19 protein-coding genes are annotated in these 20,751 nt (G+C 55.1%); 10 read left to right on the top strand and 9 right to left on the bottom strand.

Annotated elements, in window-relative coordinates:
- A partial coding sequence (locus EPG66_RS22890; RefSeq protein WP_220495235.1) for a hypothetical protein occupies window positions 1–196 on the bottom strand: 196 nt, incomplete at its 3' end.
- Window positions 197–343: 147 nt separating this feature from the next.
- Between EPG66_RS22890 and EPG66_RS18130 the strand changes: the two genes are divergently transcribed.
- A complete protein-coding gene (locus EPG66_RS18130; RefSeq protein WP_022623984.1) occupies window positions 344–1,240 on the top strand; it encodes an alpha/beta hydrolase in 897 nt (298 codons plus the stop codon).
- Between the two features lie 1,136 nt (window positions 1,241–2,376).
- Window positions 2,377–2,769 (top strand): winged helix-turn-helix domain-containing protein, encoded by a 393-nt coding sequence (locus EPG66_RS18125; protein WP_235764634.1) that lies wholly within the window; start codon window positions 2,377–2,379, stop codon window positions 2,767–2,769.
- Between the two features lie 283 nt (window positions 2,770–3,052).
- Here EPG66_RS18125 and gorA read toward each other — a convergent pair whose 3' ends face one another.
- The gene (gene gorA, locus EPG66_RS18120) at window positions 3,053–4,405 is read right to left on the bottom strand and encodes a glutathione-disulfide reductase (protein ID WP_083070507.1); all 1,353 of its coding nucleotides are present in this window, start codon (window positions 4,403–4,405) and stop codon (window positions 3,053–3,055) included.
- Between the two features lie 128 nt (window positions 4,406–4,533).
- Between gorA and rnz the strand changes: the two genes are divergently transcribed.
- Window positions 4,534–5,445, top strand: coding sequence for a ribonuclease Z (rnz, locus tag EPG66_RS18115; RefSeq protein WP_083070506.1), 912 nt, complete (start codon window positions 4,534–4,536; stop codon window positions 5,443–5,445).
- On the opposite strand, the gene EPG66_RS18110 is transcribed toward rnz, so the two are convergent.
- The gene (locus EPG66_RS18110; RefSeq protein WP_083070505.1) at window positions 5,442–6,260 is read right to left on the bottom strand and encodes a CPBP family intramembrane glutamic endopeptidase; all 819 of its coding nucleotides are present in this window, start codon (window positions 6,258–6,260) and stop codon (window positions 5,442–5,444) included. The two genes, rnz and EPG66_RS18110, sit on opposite strands and share 4 nt — an antisense overlap.
- A 60-nt stretch (window positions 6,261–6,320) precedes the next feature.
- On the bottom strand, window positions 6,321–7,163 hold the full coding sequence (locus tag EPG66_RS18105; RefSeq protein WP_031593484.1) for a 23S rRNA (adenine(2030)-N(6))-methyltransferase RlmJ: 843 nt from the start codon (window positions 7,161–7,163) through the stop codon (window positions 6,321–6,323).
- 430 nt (window positions 7,164–7,593) lie between these two features.
- Here EPG66_RS18105 and prlC point away from each other — a divergent pair, with 430 nt between their 5' ends.
- Window positions 7,594–9,636, top strand: a complete 2,043-nt coding sequence (prlC, locus tag EPG66_RS18100; RefSeq protein ID WP_182687697.1) for an oligopeptidase A — start codon at window positions 7,594–7,596, stop codon at window positions 9,634–9,636.
- An 8-nt stretch (window positions 9,637–9,644) separates the two neighbouring features.
- Complete coding sequence (gene rsmJ / locus EPG66_RS18095; protein ID WP_182687696.1) at window positions 9,645–10,391, top strand: 16S rRNA (guanine(1516)-N(2))-methyltransferase RsmJ; 747 nt, start codon at window positions 9,645–9,647, stop codon at window positions 10,389–10,391.
- A 51-nt stretch (window positions 10,392–10,442) separates the two neighbouring features.
- Here the strand turns inward: rsmJ and uspA are convergent, their stop codons facing one another.
- Window positions 10,443–10,880 carry a universal stress protein UspA gene (gene uspA, locus EPG66_RS18090; RefSeq protein WP_010253396.1) on the bottom strand — a complete coding sequence of 146 codons (438 nt, stop codon included), beginning with the start codon at window positions 10,878–10,880 and terminating at the stop codon, window positions 10,443–10,445.
- A gap of 416 nt (window positions 10,881–11,296) precedes the next feature.
- Here uspA and uspB point away from each other — a divergent pair, with 416 nt between their 5' ends.
- Window positions 11,297–11,632, top strand: coding sequence for a universal stress protein UspB (gene uspB / locus EPG66_RS18085; RefSeq protein WP_010253393.1), 336 nt, complete (start codon window positions 11,297–11,299; stop codon window positions 11,630–11,632).
- A gap of 361 nt (window positions 11,633–11,993) precedes the next feature.
- On the opposite strand, the gene pitA is transcribed toward uspB, so the two are convergent.
- Complete coding sequence (pitA, locus tag EPG66_RS18080) at window positions 11,994–13,496, bottom strand: inorganic phosphate transporter PitA (protein ID WP_031292107.1); 1,503 nt, start codon at window positions 13,494–13,496, stop codon at window positions 11,994–11,996.
- Between the two features lie 243 nt (window positions 13,497–13,739).
- Here pitA and EPG66_RS18075 point away from each other — a divergent pair, with 243 nt between their 5' ends.
- Window positions 13,740–14,924, top strand: a complete 1,185-nt coding sequence (locus EPG66_RS18075) for a BaiN/RdsA family NAD(P)/FAD-dependent oxidoreductase (RefSeq protein ID WP_010671506.1) — start codon at window positions 13,740–13,742, stop codon at window positions 14,922–14,924.
- A 5-nt stretch (window positions 14,925–14,929) separates the two neighbouring features.
- On the opposite strand, the gene EPG66_RS18070 is transcribed toward EPG66_RS18075, so the two are convergent.
- A complete protein-coding gene (locus EPG66_RS18070) occupies window positions 14,930–15,916 on the bottom strand; it encodes an aldo/keto reductase (protein ID WP_031593468.1) in 987 nt (328 codons plus the stop codon).
- 292 nt (window positions 15,917–16,208) lie between these two features.
- Here EPG66_RS18070 and EPG66_RS18065 point away from each other — a divergent pair, with 292 nt between their 5' ends.
- Window positions 16,209–16,406, top strand: coding sequence for a hypothetical protein (locus tag EPG66_RS18065; protein ID WP_013359382.1), 198 nt, complete (start codon window positions 16,209–16,211; stop codon window positions 16,404–16,406).
- 1 nt (window position 16,407) lies between these two features.
- Window positions 16,408–17,235 (top strand): hypothetical protein, encoded by an 828-nt coding sequence (locus tag EPG66_RS18060; RefSeq protein WP_031593467.1) that lies wholly within the window; start codon window positions 16,408–16,410, stop codon window positions 17,233–17,235.
- 57 nt (window positions 17,236–17,292) lie between these two features.
- On the opposite strand, the gene EPG66_RS18055 is transcribed toward EPG66_RS18060, so the two are convergent.
- The gene (locus EPG66_RS18055) at window positions 17,293–18,312 is read right to left on the bottom strand and encodes a LacI family DNA-binding transcriptional regulator (protein WP_182687695.1); all 1,020 of its coding nucleotides are present in this window, start codon (window positions 18,310–18,312) and stop codon (window positions 17,293–17,295) included.
- A 228-nt stretch (window positions 18,313–18,540) separates the two neighbouring features.
- Between EPG66_RS18055 and EPG66_RS18050 the strand changes: the two genes are divergently transcribed.
- Window positions 18,541–19,218 carry an SDR family oxidoreductase gene (locus EPG66_RS18050; protein WP_163793816.1) on the top strand — a complete coding sequence of 226 codons (678 nt, stop codon included), beginning with the start codon at window positions 18,541–18,543 and terminating at the stop codon, window positions 19,216–19,218.
- Window positions 19,219–19,233: 15 nt separating this feature from the next.
- Here EPG66_RS18050 and EPG66_RS18045 read toward each other — a convergent pair whose 3' ends face one another.
- A complete protein-coding gene (locus EPG66_RS18045) occupies window positions 19,234–20,622 on the bottom strand; it encodes a sugar porter family MFS transporter (RefSeq protein ID WP_010253379.1) in 1,389 nt (462 codons plus the stop codon).
- Window positions 20,623–20,751 lie beyond the last annotated feature (129 nt).

The following is a 20,751-nucleotide window of genomic DNA, read 5'->3' as shown; positions in this document are numbered from 1 at the left end:
CCGGCCAGGGAGGGCCGATCCCCGAACGGTTCGTCGGCACGACGTCAAAGCCGAAGGTACCGCCTGAGCGGCGCGAGGACGGCCCGGCAGCAGCAGAGGTGCGCTGGCCCGCACTGCGGCTGGCACGCCCGGAAATAAAGCTGCCACGTTTGACCGTGACAGCCTTTACTAATCTAATCTTAACACTGATCAGCATTACGCCTGCCGGGCGCGTTTTTTTATGGCTTTTCAGGGGCCATTGCGTACATAATCGCCAGCCATGGCACCCGACTTGCATCTGTTAATTCTATTGCAGCCTGCCGCAACGGTTTGCTCACTCTTCTGGTATCACATAACAGGCATTATGATTACGCGTCGACGCTTTATTCTCGGCACGGGAGCGCTCGGGCTCTCCATGACCACCGGCAAAATATTTGCCCGCGATGACATTATTCCCCTCTGGCCGGACGATCCGCCCGGCGGCGGCGGCCCATCGGGCCAGTTGCATATTAACAGCACCGGTTCCTGGTCAAATATCGTCAGCCCGGCGATTCAGCGCTTTAAACCGGAAAATCCGAATGGTGAAGCGGTATTAATTGCAGCGGGTGGCGGTTATCGCTGGATCGGCATGGGACGCGAAGCCTGGCCGGTCGCGCGCTGGCTCAATGCCAATGGCTATACCGCCTATGTGCTCAGCTACCGGCTGCCGCATGAGAAGTGGCAGGCGGGGCGGCTGGCACCGCTGCAGGATGCGCAGCGCGCCATCCGGCTGGTGCGATCCTTTGAGCGCAAGGTGCATGTGCTGGGCTTCTCGGCAGGTGGGCATCTGCTGGGCCTGGCGGCGGCGCGACCGGACTTTGAGTCCTATCCGGCCATCGATCCGCTGGATGAAGTGGTGCCCAAAGTCGACAGCGTGGGCCTGATCTATCCGGTTATCACCCTGGAAGCCCCTTATCAGCACACCAATACCCATCTGATGATGGTTGGCAAAAATGCCACGCCGCAGGATGAGGCGAACTGGTCAGTGCAGAACTACGTGACCCGGCAATATCCGCCGACGTTTCTGGCGCAGGCCGAGGACGATCACACCTCAAATCCATTTAACACCGAGCTGATGCGCGACACCTGTCGCCGTAATCGTGTGCCGGTTGAGCTGATTCAGATCAGCAAAGGCGGGCATGGCTTTGGTCTTGGCAAGGCGGGTACGCCAGCGGCATTATGGGATCAGGCTTATGTTCGCTGGCTGGATCGCGTGAGCTGAGTTGCACTGGCGCGGTGCACGACTGCACCGGGGGATCCGTTCTCCCCTGCCTGGCGAGAGGTCACCAGATCGAAGGTGGCCCTTTGTCCCGGTCCCGGTTAACGCTGCGCTCTCTGTTATCTTAAATCACCCAAATCCAAATCTAAATCCACATCTAAATCCAAATCCAGACCAAGGACCCTCAATATTGATATCAACGGACTATGCTGTCAGGTCAGGGCGCATTAATAACTCATTCCTATTTATCATGTTAACGAGGGTGTATGGAGCTAAGGGGCACTCACGCTTATTTCTGACTCTGTATACCATGAGATGACAATCCCGTGCTGTTAGTACGGCACAAAATAGCTAAATAAGGAGTCTTTAATAATTATCTTAATAAACATACGGATCTGATTGTTTCTCGGGTAAAGAACATTCCGATCTCATATCTTTTGCCTCTGCTTTCCCGCCATGACTTCGCTTTTTTCACCGATATATTGCCAGTTGATACAGATCAAAAATTGGACAGAAATATCATCTCCTATGGATTATAAAAAAACTAATGAAAGCGTTGTAGCGGGCGTTTTCGGATGACGCAATCGTCTTTCAATCCAAAGCGATTCTTCTTTTAAGCTTTATTTTGGCTGATTATGCTACAGATGGTCGTGATAAAACCCGTAAGTTTTGAACTAAAATAAAAACCCCACTTTATTGTCTTCGTTAACTTTAGATGATTTCATAACGGCTACGCATAAGATGAGGCAAATCAGACAACAATTTACCTGGGTTATTTTATCGGTGGTCTCTGATATATCTAAGAAATATTTAAGGTTTTTTTCTTGTGGTGATAAGCAACAACATCTTATTGCATTCTGTAGGATGAATATTAAGGTCAGTCTGCTTCTCCGCCAGAACAGACTTATTTTATTATGACTTTTTCTTAACGATGTGGTGAGGTGGATAGCTTTGATTTTAACACACAACAAAGGAATATATGCGTGACGATCATCCAGACATCGCTATAACAGACCAGGATCAATGCAAAGGCGTGGCCAGGGCTCATTAAAAAGTAATGTATCAATAATGAAGCGATCTTTTTTAAATACCTGAATAAAAGTTACTATCTTTTTTTCATCATTGTTCTGGAGAACATCATGCTACCGGGTAATGAAGTAAATTTTATTGGCTACCTTATTGAAGGGAAGGTGGTTTATTTACACAAGACAAAGCGACTAATTTGTCTGAATGGGTATGGTGAAGATATCATCCTGAGGAAAACCATGTCGCACGTATTAGAGTATCTTTTTGAAAATGCTACTGTCGATGTTGTCACGGATTCGGAACTTATGGAGAACGTCTGGGATAGACATGGACTGAGTTCTTCTACGCAGCGGGTCTGGCAGGTTATGTCTAATTTAAAGTCGAAGCTCTTTTTTCTGGGTTTAAGTGATGATGTGATCCTGAGAGTTTCGAAGAAAGGCTATCTCCTCAAAAGCGACAGCGTGGAGAGGTTATTTAGCAGTCGTATCACTTCAGGTATTCATTAAACACAGAGATAAATTCACTAACGATAATCCTGTGGAAATGGACGTCGGGCCTGTGAATATAATCGGTAGTCATTAAATAATTTTATCCATAAATGGATTTAATTACTATCGGTTCTGTTTTTCCGCGGTTAATCAACCTAGCTGTTACTGGGTGTAGAAAATATGAAGAGAAGCGCAGGATTTACATTTCGCGTCAGCGGGCGTATTGATTTTTCCGTTGAGCACAGTTGCAAAAAACTGGCCTTAATGGCCAGTTTTTCACAATAGTATTCTGTTTAGGGAATTAACGCATCGTCACGAACTCTTCGGAAGCGGTCGGATGGATCGCCACGGTGTTATCGAAGTCCTTTTTAGTGGCACCCATTTTCAGCGCCACGGCGAAGCCCTGCAACATCTCATCCATGCCAAATCCGATACCGTGAATGCCGACAATTTTCTCGTCTGCACCGACACAGACCAGCTTCATGCGGCACGGCTGACGATGCTGGGTGACCGCGGTGTACATGGCGGTAAACGACGATTTATAGACCTTCACCTGATCATCACCATACTGTTCGCGCGCCTGCGGCTCGGTCAGTCCCACGGTGCCAATCGGCGGATGGCTGAAGACGACGGTTGGCACGTTGCTGTAATCCAGATGCTCGTCCGGTTTGTTGTTAAACAGACGCTCAGAGAGACGACGGCCTGCCGCGACCGCGACCGGCGTCAGCTCAACCGCACCGGTGTTGTCGCCCACGGCGTAGATGCCTGACACACTGGTGTTCTGGAATTTATCGACTTTAATATAGCCCTTGTCGTCCAGCGCGACGCCAGCGGCGTCAATATTCAGGGCATCGTTGGCGGGCTCACGGCCAATCGCCCAGACCAGGCAATCCACGTTATATTCGCTGCCGTTTTCCAGCTGCAGCGTCAGGCTACCATCGCCGTTTTTAATCACGGCTTTAGGGATGGATTCGGTGTGCAACGCCGGGCCTTCGGTGTTCATCACTTCGACCAGCGTCTCGGTGAGTAGCGGATCGAAGCTGCGCAGCGGCGCGTGTTTACGGACGAACAGGTGGGTTTCTGAACCCAGCGCATTCACCACGCCCGCCAGCTCAACGGCGATGTAGCCTGCGCCGATGACCGCTGTGCGTTTTGGCAGCGCATCCAGCTCAAAGAAACCATCGGAATCAATGCCGTACTCCGCACCCGGAATAGAAGGGTGGACCGGACGACCGCCGGTGGCGATCAGAATATGGTTAGCGGTGATAATCTCGCCGTTGACTTCAACGCTGTGCGCATCGACAAAGCGGGCAAAGCCTTTAATCACTTCGACTTTGTTTTTACCCAGCACGTTGTCATAGGAGTTGTGGATGCGATCGATGTAGGCGCTGCGGTTTTTCACCAGCGTGGCCCAGTCGAAGCGATTTACGGTGGTGTCGAAGCCATAATCGGGCCCGTAGAGATGGATCGCTTCGGCGATTTGCGCGGCATGCCACATGATTTTCTTCGGCACGCAGCCCACGTTCACGCAGGTGCCGCCCAGCTCTTTCGCTTCAATCAGGGCGCATTTCTGGCCATACATAGCCGCACGGTTAATTGAGGCGATGCCGCCACTGCCGCCGCCAATGGCGAGATAGTCGAAATGTCGGGTCATTGAAGTATCCATCCGGTTGCATAAAAAATTGGGGTTGAGTGTAACGCTGCGGGTCGAAATGACGCAAAGTTTGCGCCTATGATTGTAATAGGGTTCTGTTTTTTCACTCGCTTACAGGGAAGCATACCATGCACCTTACTTTTCTCGGCACCGGCGGCGGTGCACCCAGCCTGCAACGTAACGTCACATCTATTGCTTTTACCCGCGCGCTGAGTGGTGAAACCTGGCTGTTCGACTGCGGGGAAGGCACACAATTACAGTTTATGCGCTCCAGCCTCAAACCGGGCAAGCTGGATAAGATTTTTATCACCCATCTGCATGGCGATCATATTTTCGGGCTGCCGGGATTACTCACCAGCCGGTCAATGGCCGGGCTGACCACACCGATGACGGTCTATGGCCCCAAAGGATTAAAGACCTTTGTTGAGACGGCGCTGTCGATCAGCGGCTCCTACACCGACTACCCGCTGACCATCATTGAGATTGAGGCGGGCTGGACGCTGGACGACGGTGAGTTTCGTATCAGCGCCTGGCCGCTGAGCCATCCGGTGGAGTGTTTTGGCTATCGCATTGAACAGCATGACAAACCCGGCCTGCTGGATGCCGCGCGGCTGAAAGCGGAAGGGGTGCCACGCGGCCCGTGGTTTCAGCAGCTGAAGCAGGGGGATTGCGTGACGCTGGAAGATGGGCGGGTAATCAACGGTGCTGACTATCTTGGCCCCGCAACACCCGGCAAAACGCTGGCCATCTTTGGCGATACGGCACCTACTGAAGTCGCGCTGCTGCTGGCGGCCAATGTTGACCTGATGGTGCATGAAACCACGCTGGAGGCCGCGATGGTGGAAAAAGCTAACGGGCGCGGGCACTCCACCACACTGCAGGCCGCCGAAGTGGCAAAACGCGCCGGGGCAAAACGGCTGATCGCCACCCATTTCAGTTCACGCTATCTGGCAAAAGACATGAGCCGCCTGCTGGCGGAGTGCCAGACGGTTTTTCCCTGCACTGAGCTGGCCTGGGATCTGGCGGTTTTTAACCTCTAATGATGCAGTGCGGGATAAGTGAAAAACAGCAGATGGGTCAGGTTAAGGCCAAAATGCAGGGCGGTCGCCAGCCATAAGCGGCCGCTCCAGTGCCACGCCAGCCCATATAACAGCCCGGCCAGGGTGGCAAATATCACCAGCAACAGGCCGCCGCTCAGATGCACCAGACCAAACAGCAGCGCGCTCAGTAACAGCGCCGGGATGCCGCCCACTACCTGCTTTAATCGCTGCTGCAGATAGCCACGAAACAGGGCCTCTTCCGCCAGCGAAACAAAGAACAGGTTGGCGAGCATAAATGCGCCCAGCCAGTCCGGCGTATGTCGCTCCAACGCTAATCCGCCCAATAATAGCGCGCAGTACAGCAGCAGCGGAATGGCGGCGATCAGCGCCAGTGCGGCGGGTAGCCGATAGCGTGGTGGCGTGGCAGGCGCGCGAAACAGCGTCGGCAGGCAGGCCAGCAGTACAAAAGGAATAAGCGCTTTATCGAAGTTAAACCCGAAGCTGAAAGGCACGCTGCGCGGTCCGGTCTGTACATCCTCTGCCTGAAGGGGGTTGTTAAAGCCTGGAAAAAGATGGAGGAGCAACCCGATGGCGATCAGCACCAGCAGCGCTTCGGTCACTATTTGTCGTCGATGATGGTCACGGTCATAAATACGGAGTGCCACCACAGCAGCGGTGCCGGTAAACAGCAGCAGCGCCGGCCACGCTAACACGTCCTGATAAAAACCCAGCAGTGTGGCGAGCGCCAGTAATAATAATGCCAGCCGTCGGGCCGGTTGCAGCGCGGCCAGCGCGCCAGCCAGTATGATCCACATGGTAAAGACCTGGTACAACGCCGCAGCACCGGTAGTGAGCGGCGTAGAAGACAAAGAGAGTTATTCGGGTACGATCTGGTTAACCACGAAGTGGCCGGTACCCGCAGGAACCAGTTTCTGGTGCAGCCACGGCAGCAGGGTGTTCATCTGCTGGGCCAGCTTCCACGGCGGGTTAATCACAATCATGCCGGAGGCGGTCATGCCGCGCTGATCGCTGTCCGGACGTGCCGCCAGTTCGATCTGCAGGATATTGCGAATGCCGGTCGCTTCCAGGTCGCGCAGCATATGTTTGATCTGCTGGCGTAAAACCACCGGATACCACAACGCAAAGACGCCGGTGCCAAACCGTTTATGGCCTTCCTGAATCCCTTTCACCACTGCCTGGTAGTCGCTTTTCATCTCATACGGCGGATCGATCAGCACCAGACCGCGACGCGACGGTGGTGGCAGTTTCGATTTTAACTGCTGATAACCGTCGGCACGATCGACGCGGGCGCGGTTATCTTTGCTGAATTCGTTACGCAGCAGCGGATAGTCGCTGGAGTGCAGCTCAGTGAGTTGCAGTTTGTCATCTTCACGCAGCAGATGGCGGGCAATCAGTGGCGACCCCGGGTAGTAGCGCAGCGTGCCGCTACGGTTCAGCGCACGAATCGCATCAAAATAGGGTTGCAGCAATTCCGGCGCATCGGGCTGCTGCCAGATACGTGAGATGCCTTCCAGATATTCACCGGTACGCTCGGCGTGCTCGCCGCTCAACTGGTAGCGACCTGCGCCCGCATGGGTATCCAGGTAGAAAAACGGTTTCTCTTTCTCTTTCAGCGCCGTGATGATCAGGCTCAGAACGGTGTGCTTCAGCACGTCGGCGTGGTTGCCAGCATGGAAGCTATGGCGATAACTCAGCATTGTTTATCCTGTTGAATGTATAAGGTTTTAATTGATGGAAAATCAATTTATACCAATTATTACCTCACGTATTACCCACAGAACGACGCACAGCAACCGACGCAGGAAAAGCATGAGAATCCGCGATTATATCAGGGATGACCCACTGATGGGCCAGAAGCGTGATAACAAATCGGGATTACCGCAAGCCGCTCAGGGCGGGGTATCTGGTTCCCGGCACGCAGTCACGGAAAGCGACCGCAAATCTTCCCCGACACGCCAGCCAGCATTACGTGCATGAGATAAAAGCGTGCATCTTCCGTGCTGCTATTCGCGCGTTTCTTCCCCACCTCATCCTGGCTGCCATTGATTTTCGCTACACTAAGCCGCATGTTACTTAGATTGCGTTGCGCGACCCGCTGCGCCCCATACATCTATAAAGGACTGCGCTATGACCAATCCGCTACTGACATCTTTTACGCTCCCTCCTTTCTCTGCCATTAAGCCTGAACATGTGGTGCCTGCCGTGACGGAAGTGCTGAGCCACTGTCGCGCAGAAGTCGAAAAAGTCGTGGCGCAGGGTGCGCCGTATACCTGGGATAATCTGGTTCAGCCGCTGGCGGAAACCGACGATCGCCTGAGCCGTATTTTCTCACCGGTCAGCCACCTCAATGCGGTAAAAAACAGCCCGGAGCTGCGTGAAGCCTATGAGCAGACGCTGCCGCTGCTCTCTGAATACAGCACCTGGGTTGGTCAGCATGAAGGGCTCTATCAGGCGTATCGCAACCTGAAAGAGGGCGTTCAGTACGCTGCACTGGATCTGGCACAGAAGAAAGCGGTCGATAATGCCCTGCGTGATTTCGAACTCTCCGGTATTGGCCTGCCAAAAGATAAACAGCAGCGCTACGGCGAAATCGCTGCGCGCCTCTCTGAACTGGGCTCGGCTTACAGCAACAACGTGCTCGATGCCACCATGGGCTGGAGCAAGCTGATTACCGATGAAAGCGAGCTGGCCGGTATGCCGGAAAGCGCGATGGCGGCGGCGAAAGCACAGGCTGAAGCCAAAGAGCAGGAAGGCTGGCTGCTGACGCTGGATATCCCAAGCTACCTGCCGGTTATGACCTACTGCGACAACGCCGCGCTGCGTGAAGAGATGTATCGCGCCTATGCGACACGCGCCTCCGATCAAGGTCCGAACGCCGGTAAGTGGGATAACGGCCCAATCATGGCGGAAGAACTGGCGCTGCGTCACGAGCTGGCACAGCTGCTGGGCTTCGACTCCTACGCCGATAAATCGCTGGCGACCAAAATGGCGCAAAGCCCGTCCCAGGTAATCGACTTCCTTAATGACCTGGCGGAACGCGCCCGTCCGCAGGGTGAAAAAGAGCTGGAGCAGCTGCGCGCCTTTGCCCGGAAAGAGCACGGCGTGACCGAGCTTAATCCGTGGGATCTCACCTATTACGGTGAAAAGCAGAAGCAGCACCTTTACACCATCAGCGATGAGCAACTGCGCCCTTACTTCCCGGAAGAGCGTGCGGTCGCCGGTCTGTTTGAAGTGGTGAAACGCATTTACGGCATTACGGCGAAGCAGCGTAACGACGTTGAGGTTTACCATCCTGACGTGAAGTTCTTCGATCTGTTCGATGAAACCGGCGAACTGCGCGGCAGCTTCTATCTCGATCTCTACGCCCGCGAACACAAGCGTGGCGGTGCCTGGATGGATGACTGCGTCGGCCAGATGCGCAAAGCCGATGGCAGCCTGCAGAAGCCGGTTGCCTACCTGACCTGTAACTTTAACCGTCCGGTGAAAGGCAAACCTGCGCTGTTCACCCATGACGAAGTGATCACCCTGTTCCATGAGTTTGGTCACGGCCTGCACCACATGCTGACCCGCATTGAAGCCCCTGGCGTCTCCGGTATCAGCGGTGTGCCATGGGATGCAGTGGAACTGCCAAGCCAGTTCATGGAGAACTGGTGCTGGGAACCGGATGCGCTGGCCTTTATCTCGGGCCACTTTGAAACCGGCGAACCGCTGCCGAAAGAGCTGCTGGATAAAATGCTGGCGGCGAAGAACTATCAGGCTGCGCTGTTTATCCTGCGTCAGCTGGAGTTCGGCCTGTTCGATTTCCGCCTGCATACCGAGTTTAATCCGGAGAAAGGCGCACAGATTCTGGAAACCCTGCGCGAAGTGAAAAGCCGCGTGGCCGTGGTTCCGGGTCCGGAATGGGGCCGTTTCCCGCATGCCTTCAGCCACATCTTTGCGGGTGGCTATGCGGCGGGTTACTACAGCTATCTGTGGGCAGACGTGCTGGCGGCGGATGCTTACTCCCGCTTCGAGGAAGAGGGCATCTTCAACCGTGAAACCGGTCAGTCCTTCCTGGATAACATCCTGACCCGTGGCGGTTCAGAAGAGCCGATGGAGCTGTTCAAACGCTTCCGTGGCCGTGAACCGAAGCTCGATGCGATGCTGGAACATTACGGCATTCAGGGATAAGTCGGTTCGTGAAAATCTGTTTGCTCGATGAGTCAGGCGCCGAAGACGGCGTCTTATCACGTTTAGCGCAGCGCTGGCAGCTGGAGCACGATGATGAGTCACTGCTGGCGCTGGTGCAGACCCCGACGCACCTTGAACTGCGCAAGCGTGATGAGCCAAAGCTGGGCGGCATTTTTGTTGATTTAGTCACTGGCGCGATGGCCCATCGCCGTCGCTTTGGCGGTGGACGCGGCGAAGCCGTCGCCAAAGCGGTCGGCATCAAAGGGGGTTATCTGCCGGATGTGGTTGATGCCACCGCCGGGCTGGGACGTGATGCATTTGTGCTGGCGGCGCTGGGCTGCCGGGTGCGAATGCTGGAGCGTCATCCTGTTGTCGCTGCGCTACTGGAAGATGGATTGCAGCGCGGGTATCAGGATGCGGAAATTGGCCCCTGGCTGCGCGATCGTCTGACGCTGATTCATGCGGCCAGCGCGCAGGCGCTGGGAGATATCACGCCGCCGCCAGATGTGGTCTATCTCGATCCGATGTATCCCCATCGCCAGAAAAGTGCGCTGGTGAAAAAGGAGATGCGGGTATTTCAGTCGCTGGTGGGGCCGGATGAAGATGCGGATGCATTACTGGAACCCGCCCGCCGACTGGCGAAGAAACGCATCGTGGTAAAACGGCCAGACTATGCACCGCCGCTGGCGGGTGTTGTGACGCAGGCGGCCGTGGTAACCAAAAGCCATCGCTTTGATATTTACCCACCGCTTTAAACTATAAAAAAAGCCGGCTCTGCGCCGGCTTTAATCATTTATACGGCGAAATTACGCCTCGTCTTCATCGCGCAGCGGCACAATCAGCATGTCGATATGCACGGTGTTGATCAGCTGACGGGCTGAGGACATCAGCTTGCTCCAGAAATCCTGATGATGACCACATACCACCAGGTCAACGTCATATTTTCTGATCGCGTCAACCAGTACCTGGCCGAGGTCGCCACTGCCGCTCAGCGTCTCACTGATCGGGTAGCCCGCCGCATCTGACAACCCTTTCAGCGCCGCATGCGTCTCTTCAGAGATACGCTTCTGCATATCCCCTAAGTTGACATCAATCAGGCCGGTGTAGAGGTCGGAGTAATTGACATCAACATGAATCAGGGAAATTCTGGCATCGTACGGACGAGCCAGCGAGACGGCCTTATCCACCAGCAACTGGCTTTCGGGAGAAAGGTCTACTGCAATCAGGATATGTTTATAAGCCATGATAAAACTCCTTTCACGAGATTAAGGATGGCATCCGGTGTTCCTGCCGCGTCACAGCTTAGCGAAATCCCTTGCGCGAGCGGGCGATGAGCGCCACCAAAGTGTCTACCTGCGTTGCAGGTGATGATGTTGTTATGTTCTCAGTATAGCCTTCTCTCACTGTAAATGCTGCCGTTGCCGCCTGGCTTATGAATAAGATCAAGGCTATGACAGATTTACTCGCGCTGAACGAAAATCATCGTTGGAAAAAATGTAAAGATTTCTCCTACACTGAAAAAAGGCGGTCCGATTCGCAGCCGCTCAGGGGGTCGAAAAATTTTCGCAGTCCGGTGATTCAGTGGCTGGTTATTTCTGCAGGTGGACTCAGTGTCTGACGCTGGGCCTGTTGCTGCGATTCCAGCCGGGAGGGGGAGAATATGATCAGCACTATTGCGCTTTTTTGGGCTCTTTGTGTGGTGTGTATCGTGAATATGGCGCGCTATTTTTCATCTCTGCGCGCACTGCTGGCGGTATTACGCGGTTGTGATCCGCTGCTGTATCAGTATGTCGATGGGGCGGGGTTTTTCACCTCTCATGGTCAGCCAAGCAAGCAGGTGCGGCTGGTCACTTATATCTGGGCAAAGCGCTATCTTGATCATCACGACGATGAGTTTATCCGGCGCTGCGAGCGGGTGCGGGGGCAGTTTATGCTGACCAGTGCGCTGTGCGGACTGGTGGTCATCAGTCTGGTGGCGCTGGCGATCTGGCATTAAAAAAGGGCGACTTGCTTCGTAATGCCAGTCAGTTAAGCGACAGGTGATAACGCAGTCTGGTGCCGGGCAGGGGCTGGCGGTCCTCGCGCCGCTGCGCGGTTCCTTCACTTCATTCCTCTGCCTGACGGACCGCCGGGGATGGCATATCCTGTGCCGCCCCGCCTTTCGCCCGCGTCCTGCAGGCTCTCCTGGCAGACTCATTCTGTTCAGCACTGCGGATTGTCTGCTCCTGCCCGGGGCTGGCCCGCACTGCGGCTCCCTCGCCCATAAAAAAAACTGCCACGTTTGACCGTGACAGCCTTTATCAATCTGATCTTAACTGACCAGCATTACGACCTGCGTCGCCTTTTTTTAGCTGGCATCACACCAGTTTTAAGGCAATCCAATAGAGCGAACCTGACAGCAGAATACAGACCGGCAGGGTGAAGATCCACGCCATGGCGATGTTCTTGATGGTCCGGCTCTGCAGCCCGCCACCGTCGACCAGCATGGTACCGGCAACCGATGAAGAGAGGATATGCGTGGTGGAGACGGGCATGCCGGTATAGCTGGCGACGCCAATCGACAGCGCTGCTGTCACCTGTGCTGACATTCCCTGTGCATAGGTCATGCCTTTTTTACCAATCTTCTCACCAATGGTGGTGGCAACACGACGCCAGCCAATCATGGTGCCGATGCCCAGCGCCAGCGCGACGGCCACAATAATCCAGATAGGCGCATACTCGATGGTGCCAAGCAGGTCGCTTTTCAGCTTATTGAGGAAGCGTTTGTCATCTGGCGAGGTTTCCTGCAGACGAGCCGCTTTATCGGCGGTATCGGAGATACACAGCAGCAGACGACGCATCTGACCGCGCTGATCAACTGTCAGCTGATCGTAGCTCTGCAGGTTATTCAGCAACACCTGCGCACCCTGTACCGCCTGCAATGCGCGCGCGCTGTCACAGTGGAACTCCTGCGGGCTGCTTGCTGGCACTTCTTCCGGTGTTGGCAGCTTAGGCGGTGCCATCTGGATGATGTGGGTCAGCGAGGCGTTATGCTGCTGATAATACTGCTCCAGGTGATTGACCGCATCGCGGGTTCGCGTGATGTCGTAACCGGAGGCATTCATATTCACCACGAAACCAGCAGGTGCCACGCCAATCAGGACCAGCATGATCAGGCCGATCCCTTTCTGACCGTCGTTTGCACCGTGCGAGTAACTCACGCCAATTGCCGAAACAATCAGGGCGATACGGGTCCAGAACGGCGGCTTTTTCTTGCCGTCGATCTTCTCACGGTCAGCAGGCGTCATATGAATACGCGCACGCTTTTTGGTATTGCTCCAGTAGCGACGCAGTATAAAGATTAAGCCGCCCGCCATCACCAGGCCGACAATCGGCGACAGGATCAGAGAAAGGAAGATGTTCAGCACTTTCGGGATGTTGAGCGCATCAACCACCGAGGTTCCGCTCATCAGGGCGTTGGTCAGACCGATACCGATAATGGCGCCGATCAGCGTATGGGAGCTGGAGGCCGGCAGACCGAGATACCAGGTGCCGAGGTTCCAGATAATCGCCGCCAGCAGCATAGAAAACACCATGGCGAGACCGTGAGCCGATCCAACATTTAACAACAGATCGGTGGGAAGCATATGAACAATAGCGTAAGCGACACTCAATCCACCGAGCAGCACGCCAAGGAAGTTAAATACACCCGCCATGACCACAGCAAGCTGGGCACGCATGGCACGTGTATAGATGACCGTCGCAACTGCGTTGGCCGTGTCGTGGAAACCGTTGATCGCTTCGTAAAACAATACAAACAGCAGGGCAAGAACCAATAACAGGCTAGTACTGAGGTCTAGACCAGCAAACAGATGTAGCATAAACGTTACGCCATTTTTGGAGGACATGAACGCGGCGCATTATCCGCGACAACGTGCTGTATGGGAAAGGAAAATATAGCGCTAATTTAACCTTTCGATGTAAGGCGTAAGGGTAACTCAGGGAAAAAGGGTTAGATATTAGACAGATACAATATGACACATTTGCGGCATTTTTTTGACGCTGGCGTCTCAGTGAGCAGATCACTACAATCTGCGCCTTTCCAGTTAAGTGAGCGAGTCGTAGTGGAACAGTTTGACGTTATCATCATTGGTGCCGGTGCCGCAGGGCTGTTCTGCGCCGCCCAGGCCGGGCAGCGGGGACGCCGCGTGTTACTGCTGGATAACGGCAAAAAGCCGGGACGTAAAATTCTGATGTCTGGCGGTGGCCGCTGCAACTTCACCAATCTCTACACCGAACCGGCGGCGTATCTGTCGCACAATCCTCATTTCTGTAAATCGGCGCTGGCGCGTTATACCCAGTGGGATTTTATCGATCTGGTTAACCGCCACGGGATCGCCTGGCACGAAAAAACCCTGGGCCAGCTCTTCTGCGACGACTCCGCCCAGCAGATTGTCGATCTGCTGCTGGCCGAATGTGACAAGGGCAATGTCACCCTGCGGTTGCGCAGTGAAGTGCTCAGCGTGGCGCGCGATGAAAGCGGTTATACACTGCAACTTAACGGCAGCACGGTTCAGGCGGAGAAGCTGGTCATCGCCAGCGGCGGTCTGTCGATGCCTGGCCTGGGCGCCACGCCGTTTGGCTATAAAATAGCGGAGCAGTTTGGGCTGAGCGTCTTTCCGACGCGGGCGGCGCTGGTGCCTTTTACCCTGCACAAGCCGCTGCTGGAGCAGTTGCAGACGCTGTCAGGCGTCGCGCTGGAGACCACTATCGATGCGCAGGATGGCACCCGCTTCAAAGAGGCAATGCTGTTTACTCACCGCGGCCTCTCCGGCCCGGCGGTGTTACAAATCTCCAGCTACTGGCTACCCGGAGAATTCGTCACCATCGATCTGTCGCCTGCCACGCCGCTTGAGGCGTTTCTGACGGCGCAGCGTGAAGCACATCCGAATCTCAGCCTGAAGAACAGCCTGGCGAAAATCCTGCCGAAGCGTCTGGTGGAAGTATTGCAGGCGCTGAAGGTGGTGCCGGATATCACCCTGAAGCAGCTCAACAGTAAACAGCAAACCGAGCTGGCGCAGACGCTGCACGCCTGGCGCATTCAGCCAAACGGTACCGAGGGATATCGAACTGCTGAAGTGACGCTGGGCGGCGTGGATACCACACAGCTCTCCTCGAAAACGATGGAGGCGCGTGCGGTGCCGGGACTTTACTTTATTGGTGAAGTGGCTGATGTCACCGGCTGGCTGGGCGGCTATAACTTCCAGTGGGCGTGGAGTTCCGCCTGGGCCTGCGCCCAGGCGTTGTAAGGCATTTACCAGCGCTGATGCACGTGAGGTGCGATCTTCTCCTGATAGATCTGCTTCAGCGCCGCCATCGTATCTGCAGAGAGCGCATCGACATCGCTGGCGCGGGCATTGGCTTCAGCCTGTTCGCGGTTTTTCGCGCCAGGGATCACCACGCTGACATCTTCGTTCATCAAGATCCAGCGCAGGGCAAACATCGCCATGGTGGTGTCGCCAGTGACAAAGCGGCGAATCTCGTCAACCGCCTCCAGCGCCACCTCATAAGGCACGCCGGAAAAGGTCTCGCCCTTATCGAACGCTTCGCCATTACGGTTAAAGGTGCGGTGGTCGTCAGCAGCAAACACGCTGTCGGCACGCATTTTACCGGTCAGCAGGCCCGACGCCAGCGGTACACGGGCGATGATCGCCACATCACGGCGTTTCGCTTCACGCAGCAGCAGTTCAGCCGGACGCTGGCGGAAAATGTTGTAGATCAGCTGAATTGACGAGACGTTTGGAAATTCCAGTGCCTTCAGCCCTTCTTCCACTTTCTCAACGGAGACACCGTAGTGACGGATTTTTCCGGCAGCGACCATCTCATCCATCACCGCAAAGACGTCCGGGTTGTAGTAGACCTCGGTCGGCGGGCAATGCAGCTGCACTAAATCCAGCGTGTCGGTTTGCAGGTTCTCGCGTGAACGATCAATAAAGGCGTTGAGGTTTTCAGCATTGTAACCTTCAGCCACGTGTGGCGAGAGGCGACGGCCCAGCTTGGTTGCCACAAACGGACGTTCACCGCCGCGCTGATTCAGCACCTCTGCGATGATTTTTTCGGAACGGCCATCGCCGTAGACATCGGCGGTATCAATAAAGGTAATGCCCGCATCCAGCGCAGCATTCAGCGCGGCTTTGGCATCCTCCATGCTCACTTCCCCCCAGGTTCCGCCAATGGCCCATGCGCCAAAGCCAATTTCGGAGACGCGCTGACCAGTACGGCCCAGTGTTCGTAGTTTCATGCAAACATTCCTCGATGCGTTTCAGACAGGGTGACAGAAAGCGGCTAACCAATGAGCTTAGCGCTTCCTGGCAGAGAGGCGACCAGACGTTGTCGCAGACCTGCACGGTAAAAATGCGATGCTGCTACGCCATGCTGCTGGTTACGTTGAAGATTTCAGCGGAAAACGGCACGGGCAAGGCCACTACCGCTTCGCTAATTAATTGATTTTAAGAAATTTCACCCGAAATTAAACAGGCGAGAGTGTGGATTCGGTCACATACTTCAATTTTCAGGCCAATAAGTGGATCGCCATGTTTAAATTTGTTAAGTCGGTCTTTGCCAGTCCCGAAAAGTTTTTGCAGATCATGACCCGTCAGGATATCAACGACTCAATCGCTGAAGGTGAGCGCATCATTATTGATGAAAACGGCAATATCTCGGTCAACACGCTGAGCGAGGAAGTCCATGAAGATTTTGCCCGCCACGTGAATACGTTAAAGGGAGTGTGAGGTGGGTACCGCAATATTTATGGTGTTGATGGTCAGTGGTTACTGGTACACCAGCCGTGATTTGAACAGCCGCTTTAAAATCCGTCGTTCGTCGGGCTGGGATGTCTATTTCCTGGTCGCGCTTTACGGTTGTATTTTCGTCCTGCAGGGTGTGTTCGCGACCGGCATCGTCTGGTTACTGCTGCTCTGTATCTCCGGCATCGCCAACGCCGTCCAGATGATCCCCGGCGTTCATCTGAAGTGGCAGGTGGAGTTTATGAACTGGAGCTTCCTGGGCATCCAGGCTCCGGTGGTGATCATGCTCGCCTTTGCCATTCTGCTCTGTCTCTATCGCTCAAACTGGGCAGGCAGCGCACGACTGAACGTCTCCGGTCGTAAAGACCTCTATCAGCGACTGTCACGCTCCAATGGCGTGGAGCAATTATTGTTTCAGTGTATGGAAGAGGGCGAACTGGCGTGGATTACGCTGAAGTCGCGCCGCATCTACATCGGCATGGTTCATGCTTCAACCTTTGAATATGAGAGCACCAAAAACATCGTGCTGATCCCGATGCTGAGCGGATATCGCGACAGCAAGACGCTGAAGCTGGCGGTGGAACATAACTACAGCAAATGGTACGCCGAGCATGGCATCACGCTCGACTCGAAACCCAAAGATGCAATGTCGTTCCGTAAAGTGATCATGGTTGACCAGATAGAAAGTCTGTCACTGTTCGATCCGGCCAGCGCCACGGCGCTTTCAATGGGGCATCCGCAGGAAGTGGAGAAGAGTCAGGGTAATGAAGATGGCGACAGCCCGGATGATGAAAGCCGGGATACCGCGGGTTAATCGAGCCCAATCTGTTTCCCTTAATGACAGGCTTCCTCAGGGGAAACAGATTCCACCTCACACCATATTTTCCGCCGTAAACAGCCGAAACGCCACTTTGCCCGCCTGATAGACATCCGGCTGATAGCCGGTTTCGAGATGACTCAGCATCAGATCAATCGCTAAACGGGCATGCTGCTGAGCATGCTGATCCAGGGTAAAGGCCACTTCATCGTTCAGCAGTAGCTGGCGGGTGACATCATAAAGCTCATGGGTGATGTAGGTGCATTTACCCAGTAACTGGTGGGCGCGCAGGGTGTCGCTGACATCACTATTCCCCATGCCGGTGTTATAGACCCCTGCAATCGCCTGCGACGGACGCAGATGGCGGGCCAGCTCACTGCGGATGGTCTCCCGCTGATCCTGACCCGACAGCACTTCACGCAGATGACGCTGCGGCGCGCGTTGCTCCATGGCCTCACGGAATCCCGCGATGCGCTGACGATGGGCGCGGTAATCAAAACGGCCACTGACCATCAGAATGTCGCCGGGCTGATTCACTGTCTTACTCATCAGCAGTCCGGCTGTGCGTCCCGCCTGATACTGGTCGATGCCGACATGACACAAGCGGTCGGCATCGGGCAGATCGGTGACGATGGTGATCACCGGCACATTGCGGCTGCGGCACAGCGCCAGTGCCCGATAGATGGGCGGCGAGTCATGCGCAAAAACAATGATGCCGTCGCGGTTGCTGCTGCGGGCGATAATGCTTTGCGCCAGCTGCTCAGGCTGCGCTTCGGCCACCAGGGTTTTGTGCAGTTTCAGGCGGCGATAGCCAAGCTGACTGGCAACCTCACTGAAATGGGTGGTGAGCTGCTGAAAAAAGGATGAGCCGTTATTGCTGAGGAACACCTCAATCTGCCACGGATGCTGGTACTCCTCTGGCAGCAGACGCTTCAGTCCCACTTCGCGTGCGGCTTTCAGGACTTTACGGCTGGTCTCCAGGGAGACGCCGCCGCGCTCATTCAGCACCCGATCGACCGTCGCAATCCCGACGCCTGCCATTTTTGCCACCACCTCTAAGGTGAGCTTTTTCATTCAGACTCCATGCGAAAATGGCAAATTGACTGCTGCCTGCCAGACTGTTTATCTCTTCTAACCGGTTAAAAGTAAAAGATAAAGCGATTTAATGATGGAAAGCCATCAACAGCGCTACGCCGTGGGGTTTTACCTGCAGTGCGGTCGCCCGATTAAACAGCACAACTGGCCGCTGCCTGGGCGGATTTACCGTTAAGCTTGTGACGAGACAATCAACGAGGAATAAATATGGCTCAGCAAAAAGAGGTTCTGATTATTGGTGCTTCACGCGGTATCGGTCTGGCGGTGGCGCAGGCCTTTGCCGGTGAGGGCTGGCAGGTTACGGCCACGCATCGCAGTGGCATCCCGAAGCAGGGTAACCGGCCAGACATTCACTGGCATTCGCTGGATATGACTCACTCATCAGCGGTTCAACAGTTTGCCAGCCAGCTCAGTGGCAAATCGTTCGATGCGATTCTGATTAACGCCGGAATTTCCGGGCCTGCGCACCAGAAGGTGTCACAGAGTGACGATCAGGCGCTGGCGCAGCTGTTCCTGACCAATGCGATCGCCCCGGTTCGCAGTGCAGAGATCCTGTTGCCGCTGCTGAAACAGGAAGGCGTGCTGGCGCTGACCTCATCCCAGCTCGGCAGCCTGAATGAAAATCCGGAGGCGCAGATGCCGATTTACTCGGCAAGCAAAGCCGCACTGAATATGCTGAGCCGCACGCTGACTCCGGCAGTGGAAGCGCAGAGCGGGACGCTGCTGACGCTGCATCCCGGCTGGGTGAAAACGGATATGGGCGGCGAGAGTGCGCCCCTGACGGCAGAAGAGAGTGCCGCCGGTATCGTCCAGCAGCTGATCCAGTGGCGCGGTCGCGGTGGTCATCACTACGTCGATTACGCCGGCCAGCAACTGCAGTGGTAGCCTGAAGCGGGGCGGTTACGCCCCGATGTCACGCAGCGCTTTACCCTTCATCAGATTGCGTTCAATGTGCTCCAGCGTCACATGTTTGGTCTCCGGTACCAGCATCAGCGTCAGCACGATAAACACCAGGTTGAGCGCGCCGTAGAACCAGAAGGTGTTAGCATTACCCAGCTGATCCAGCATGGTCAGGAAGGTGGCGCCAACAATCATATTGCCGACCCAGTTAGTGGTGGTTGAGGCGGTAATGCCGAAATCACGTCCTTTCAGCGGCTGAATCTCTGAACAGAGCAGCCAGATCACCGGTCCGGCCGCCATCGCAAAGCCGACGATAAACATCAGCAGCATCGCGACAGCAAAGTATTTGCGGAAATCTGTTTCAACGCCGATATGCAACAGCGTTCCCAGCACGCCCATGCCAACCGCCATCACCAGAAAACTGGTGGTCAGCATCGGCTTGCGACCCCAGCGATCGACAAAGAAGATCGCAATCAGCGTGGCCAGCATATTGACCAGCCCGACAATCACCGTGCCCCACATCTGCTCGCTGGTGCTGGAGAAGCCGGCGATGTTGAAGATTTTAGGCGCGTAATACATCACCACATTCATGCCGGTAAACTGCTGCATAACCTGTAGCAACATACCCAGCCACACCGCGCGGCGGAAATTGCCATTAGAACGGAACAGCGACCAGCCGCGCTGCTTCACCTGCAGGCTTTCCCGGATCTCTTCCAGCTCCTCCCGGGCCTGCTCGCTGCTGTTACGCAGCCGATCCAGCACCCGCTGCGCCTCGTTAAAGCGTCCGTGCGCCGCCAGCCAGCGCGGACTGTTGGGCAGAAACAGCACGCCGATAAACAGGATCACCGCCGGAATGGCGATCACACCGAGCATCCCGCGCCAGTTACCGCTGTAGCTGAACGCGGTGTCGGAGAGATAGGCCACGACAATGCCGGTGGTCAGCATCAGCTGGTACATCGAAATCATTGAGCCACGAATACGTTCAGGCGCAATCTCCGCCAGATAGAGTGGCGCGGTGTAAGAGGCGATTCCCACCGCCAGACCCAGCATCACGCGGGCACAGACCAGCGACTCCACATCTGGTGAGAAGGCCGACCACAGCGAGCCAATGACAAACAGCGTCGCGCCCGCCAGCATACTTTTCTTCCGTCCCAGCTTTGATGACATCCAGCCCGCCGCCAGTGCGCCCAGCGCCGCGCCAAACATCATCGAACTCACTACCCACTCCTGCTGATGGTTAGTGATCTGCAAATCCTTCGCCAGAAACGGTAAGGCACCTGCAATGACGCCGATATCCAGACCAAACAGCAGGCCGGACAGCGCAGCCATAAAACAGACGAACCAGGTAAAGCGGTTCTGTTGATTTCCCGATTTTTTTGCCGCGACCATGCGAGTCTCCTTGCGAGGGGTCAGTGTCAATATTGTTAATGTTATGTAAACATAGTCGATGCCAGTGTGGGGGCGATCACACTTCCGGCTATCACCGGTGTCACACAGCATTGCCGCGATAAGAAAGCA

The sequence above is a fragment of the Pantoea pleuroti genome, from assembly GCF_014156615.1.
Taxonomy (GTDB): Bacteria; Pseudomonadota; Gammaproteobacteria; order Enterobacterales; family Enterobacteriaceae; genus Pantoea; species Pantoea agglomerans.
This window is presented reverse-complemented; position numbering and strand designations above follow the sequence as displayed.

Excerpts from the sequence above, each read along its gene's own strand:
- EPG66_RS18130 (WP_022623984.1), top strand. The coding sequence starts at position 344 with ATGATTACGCGTCGACGCTTTATTCTCGGCACGGGAGCGCTCGGGCTC.
- EPG66_RS18125 (WP_235764634.1), top strand. The coding sequence starts at position 2,377 with ATGCTACCGGGTAATGAAGTAAATTTTATTGGCTACCTTATTGAAGGG.
- gorA (WP_083070507.1), bottom strand. The coding sequence starts at position 4,405 with ATGACCCGACATTTCGACTATCTCGCCATTGGCGGCGGCAGTGGCGGC.
- rnz (WP_083070506.1), top strand. The coding sequence starts at position 4,534 with ATGCACCTTACTTTTCTCGGCACCGGCGGCGGTGCACCCAGCCTGCAA.
- EPG66_RS18110 (WP_083070505.1), bottom strand. The coding sequence starts at position 6,260 with ATGTGGATCATACTGGCTGGCGCGCTGGCCGCGCTGCAACCGGCCCGA.
- EPG66_RS18105 (WP_031593484.1), bottom strand. The coding sequence starts at position 7,163 with ATGCTGAGTTATCGCCATAGCTTCCATGCTGGCAACCACGCCGACGTG.
- prlC (WP_182687697.1), top strand. The coding sequence starts at position 7,594 with ATGACCAATCCGCTACTGACATCTTTTACGCTCCCTCCTTTCTCTGCC.
- uspA (WP_010253396.1), bottom strand. The coding sequence starts at position 10,880 with ATGGCTTATAAACATATCCTGATTGCAGTAGACCTTTCTCCCGAAAGC.
- uspB (WP_010253393.1), top strand. The coding sequence starts at position 11,297 with ATGATCAGCACTATTGCGCTTTTTTGGGCTCTTTGTGTGGTGTGTATC.
- pitA (WP_031292107.1), bottom strand. The coding sequence starts at position 13,496 with ATGCTACATCTGTTTGCTGGTCTAGACCTCAGTACTAGCCTGTTATTG.
- EPG66_RS18070 (WP_031593468.1), bottom strand. The coding sequence starts at position 15,916 with ATGAAACTACGAACACTGGGCCGTACTGGTCAGCGCGTCTCCGAAATT.
- EPG66_RS18065 (WP_013359382.1), top strand. The coding sequence starts at position 16,209 with ATGTTTAAATTTGTTAAGTCGGTCTTTGCCAGTCCCGAAAAGTTTTTG.
- EPG66_RS18055 (WP_182687695.1), bottom strand. The coding sequence starts at position 18,312 with ATGAAAAAGCTCACCTTAGAGGTGGTGGCAAAAATGGCAGGCGTCGGG.
- EPG66_RS18050 (WP_163793816.1), top strand. The coding sequence starts at position 18,541 with ATGGCTCAGCAAAAAGAGGTTCTGATTATTGGTGCTTCACGCGGTATC.
- EPG66_RS18045 (WP_010253379.1), bottom strand. The coding sequence starts at position 20,622 with ATGGTCGCGGCAAAAAAATCGGGAAATCAACAGAACCGCTTTACCTGG.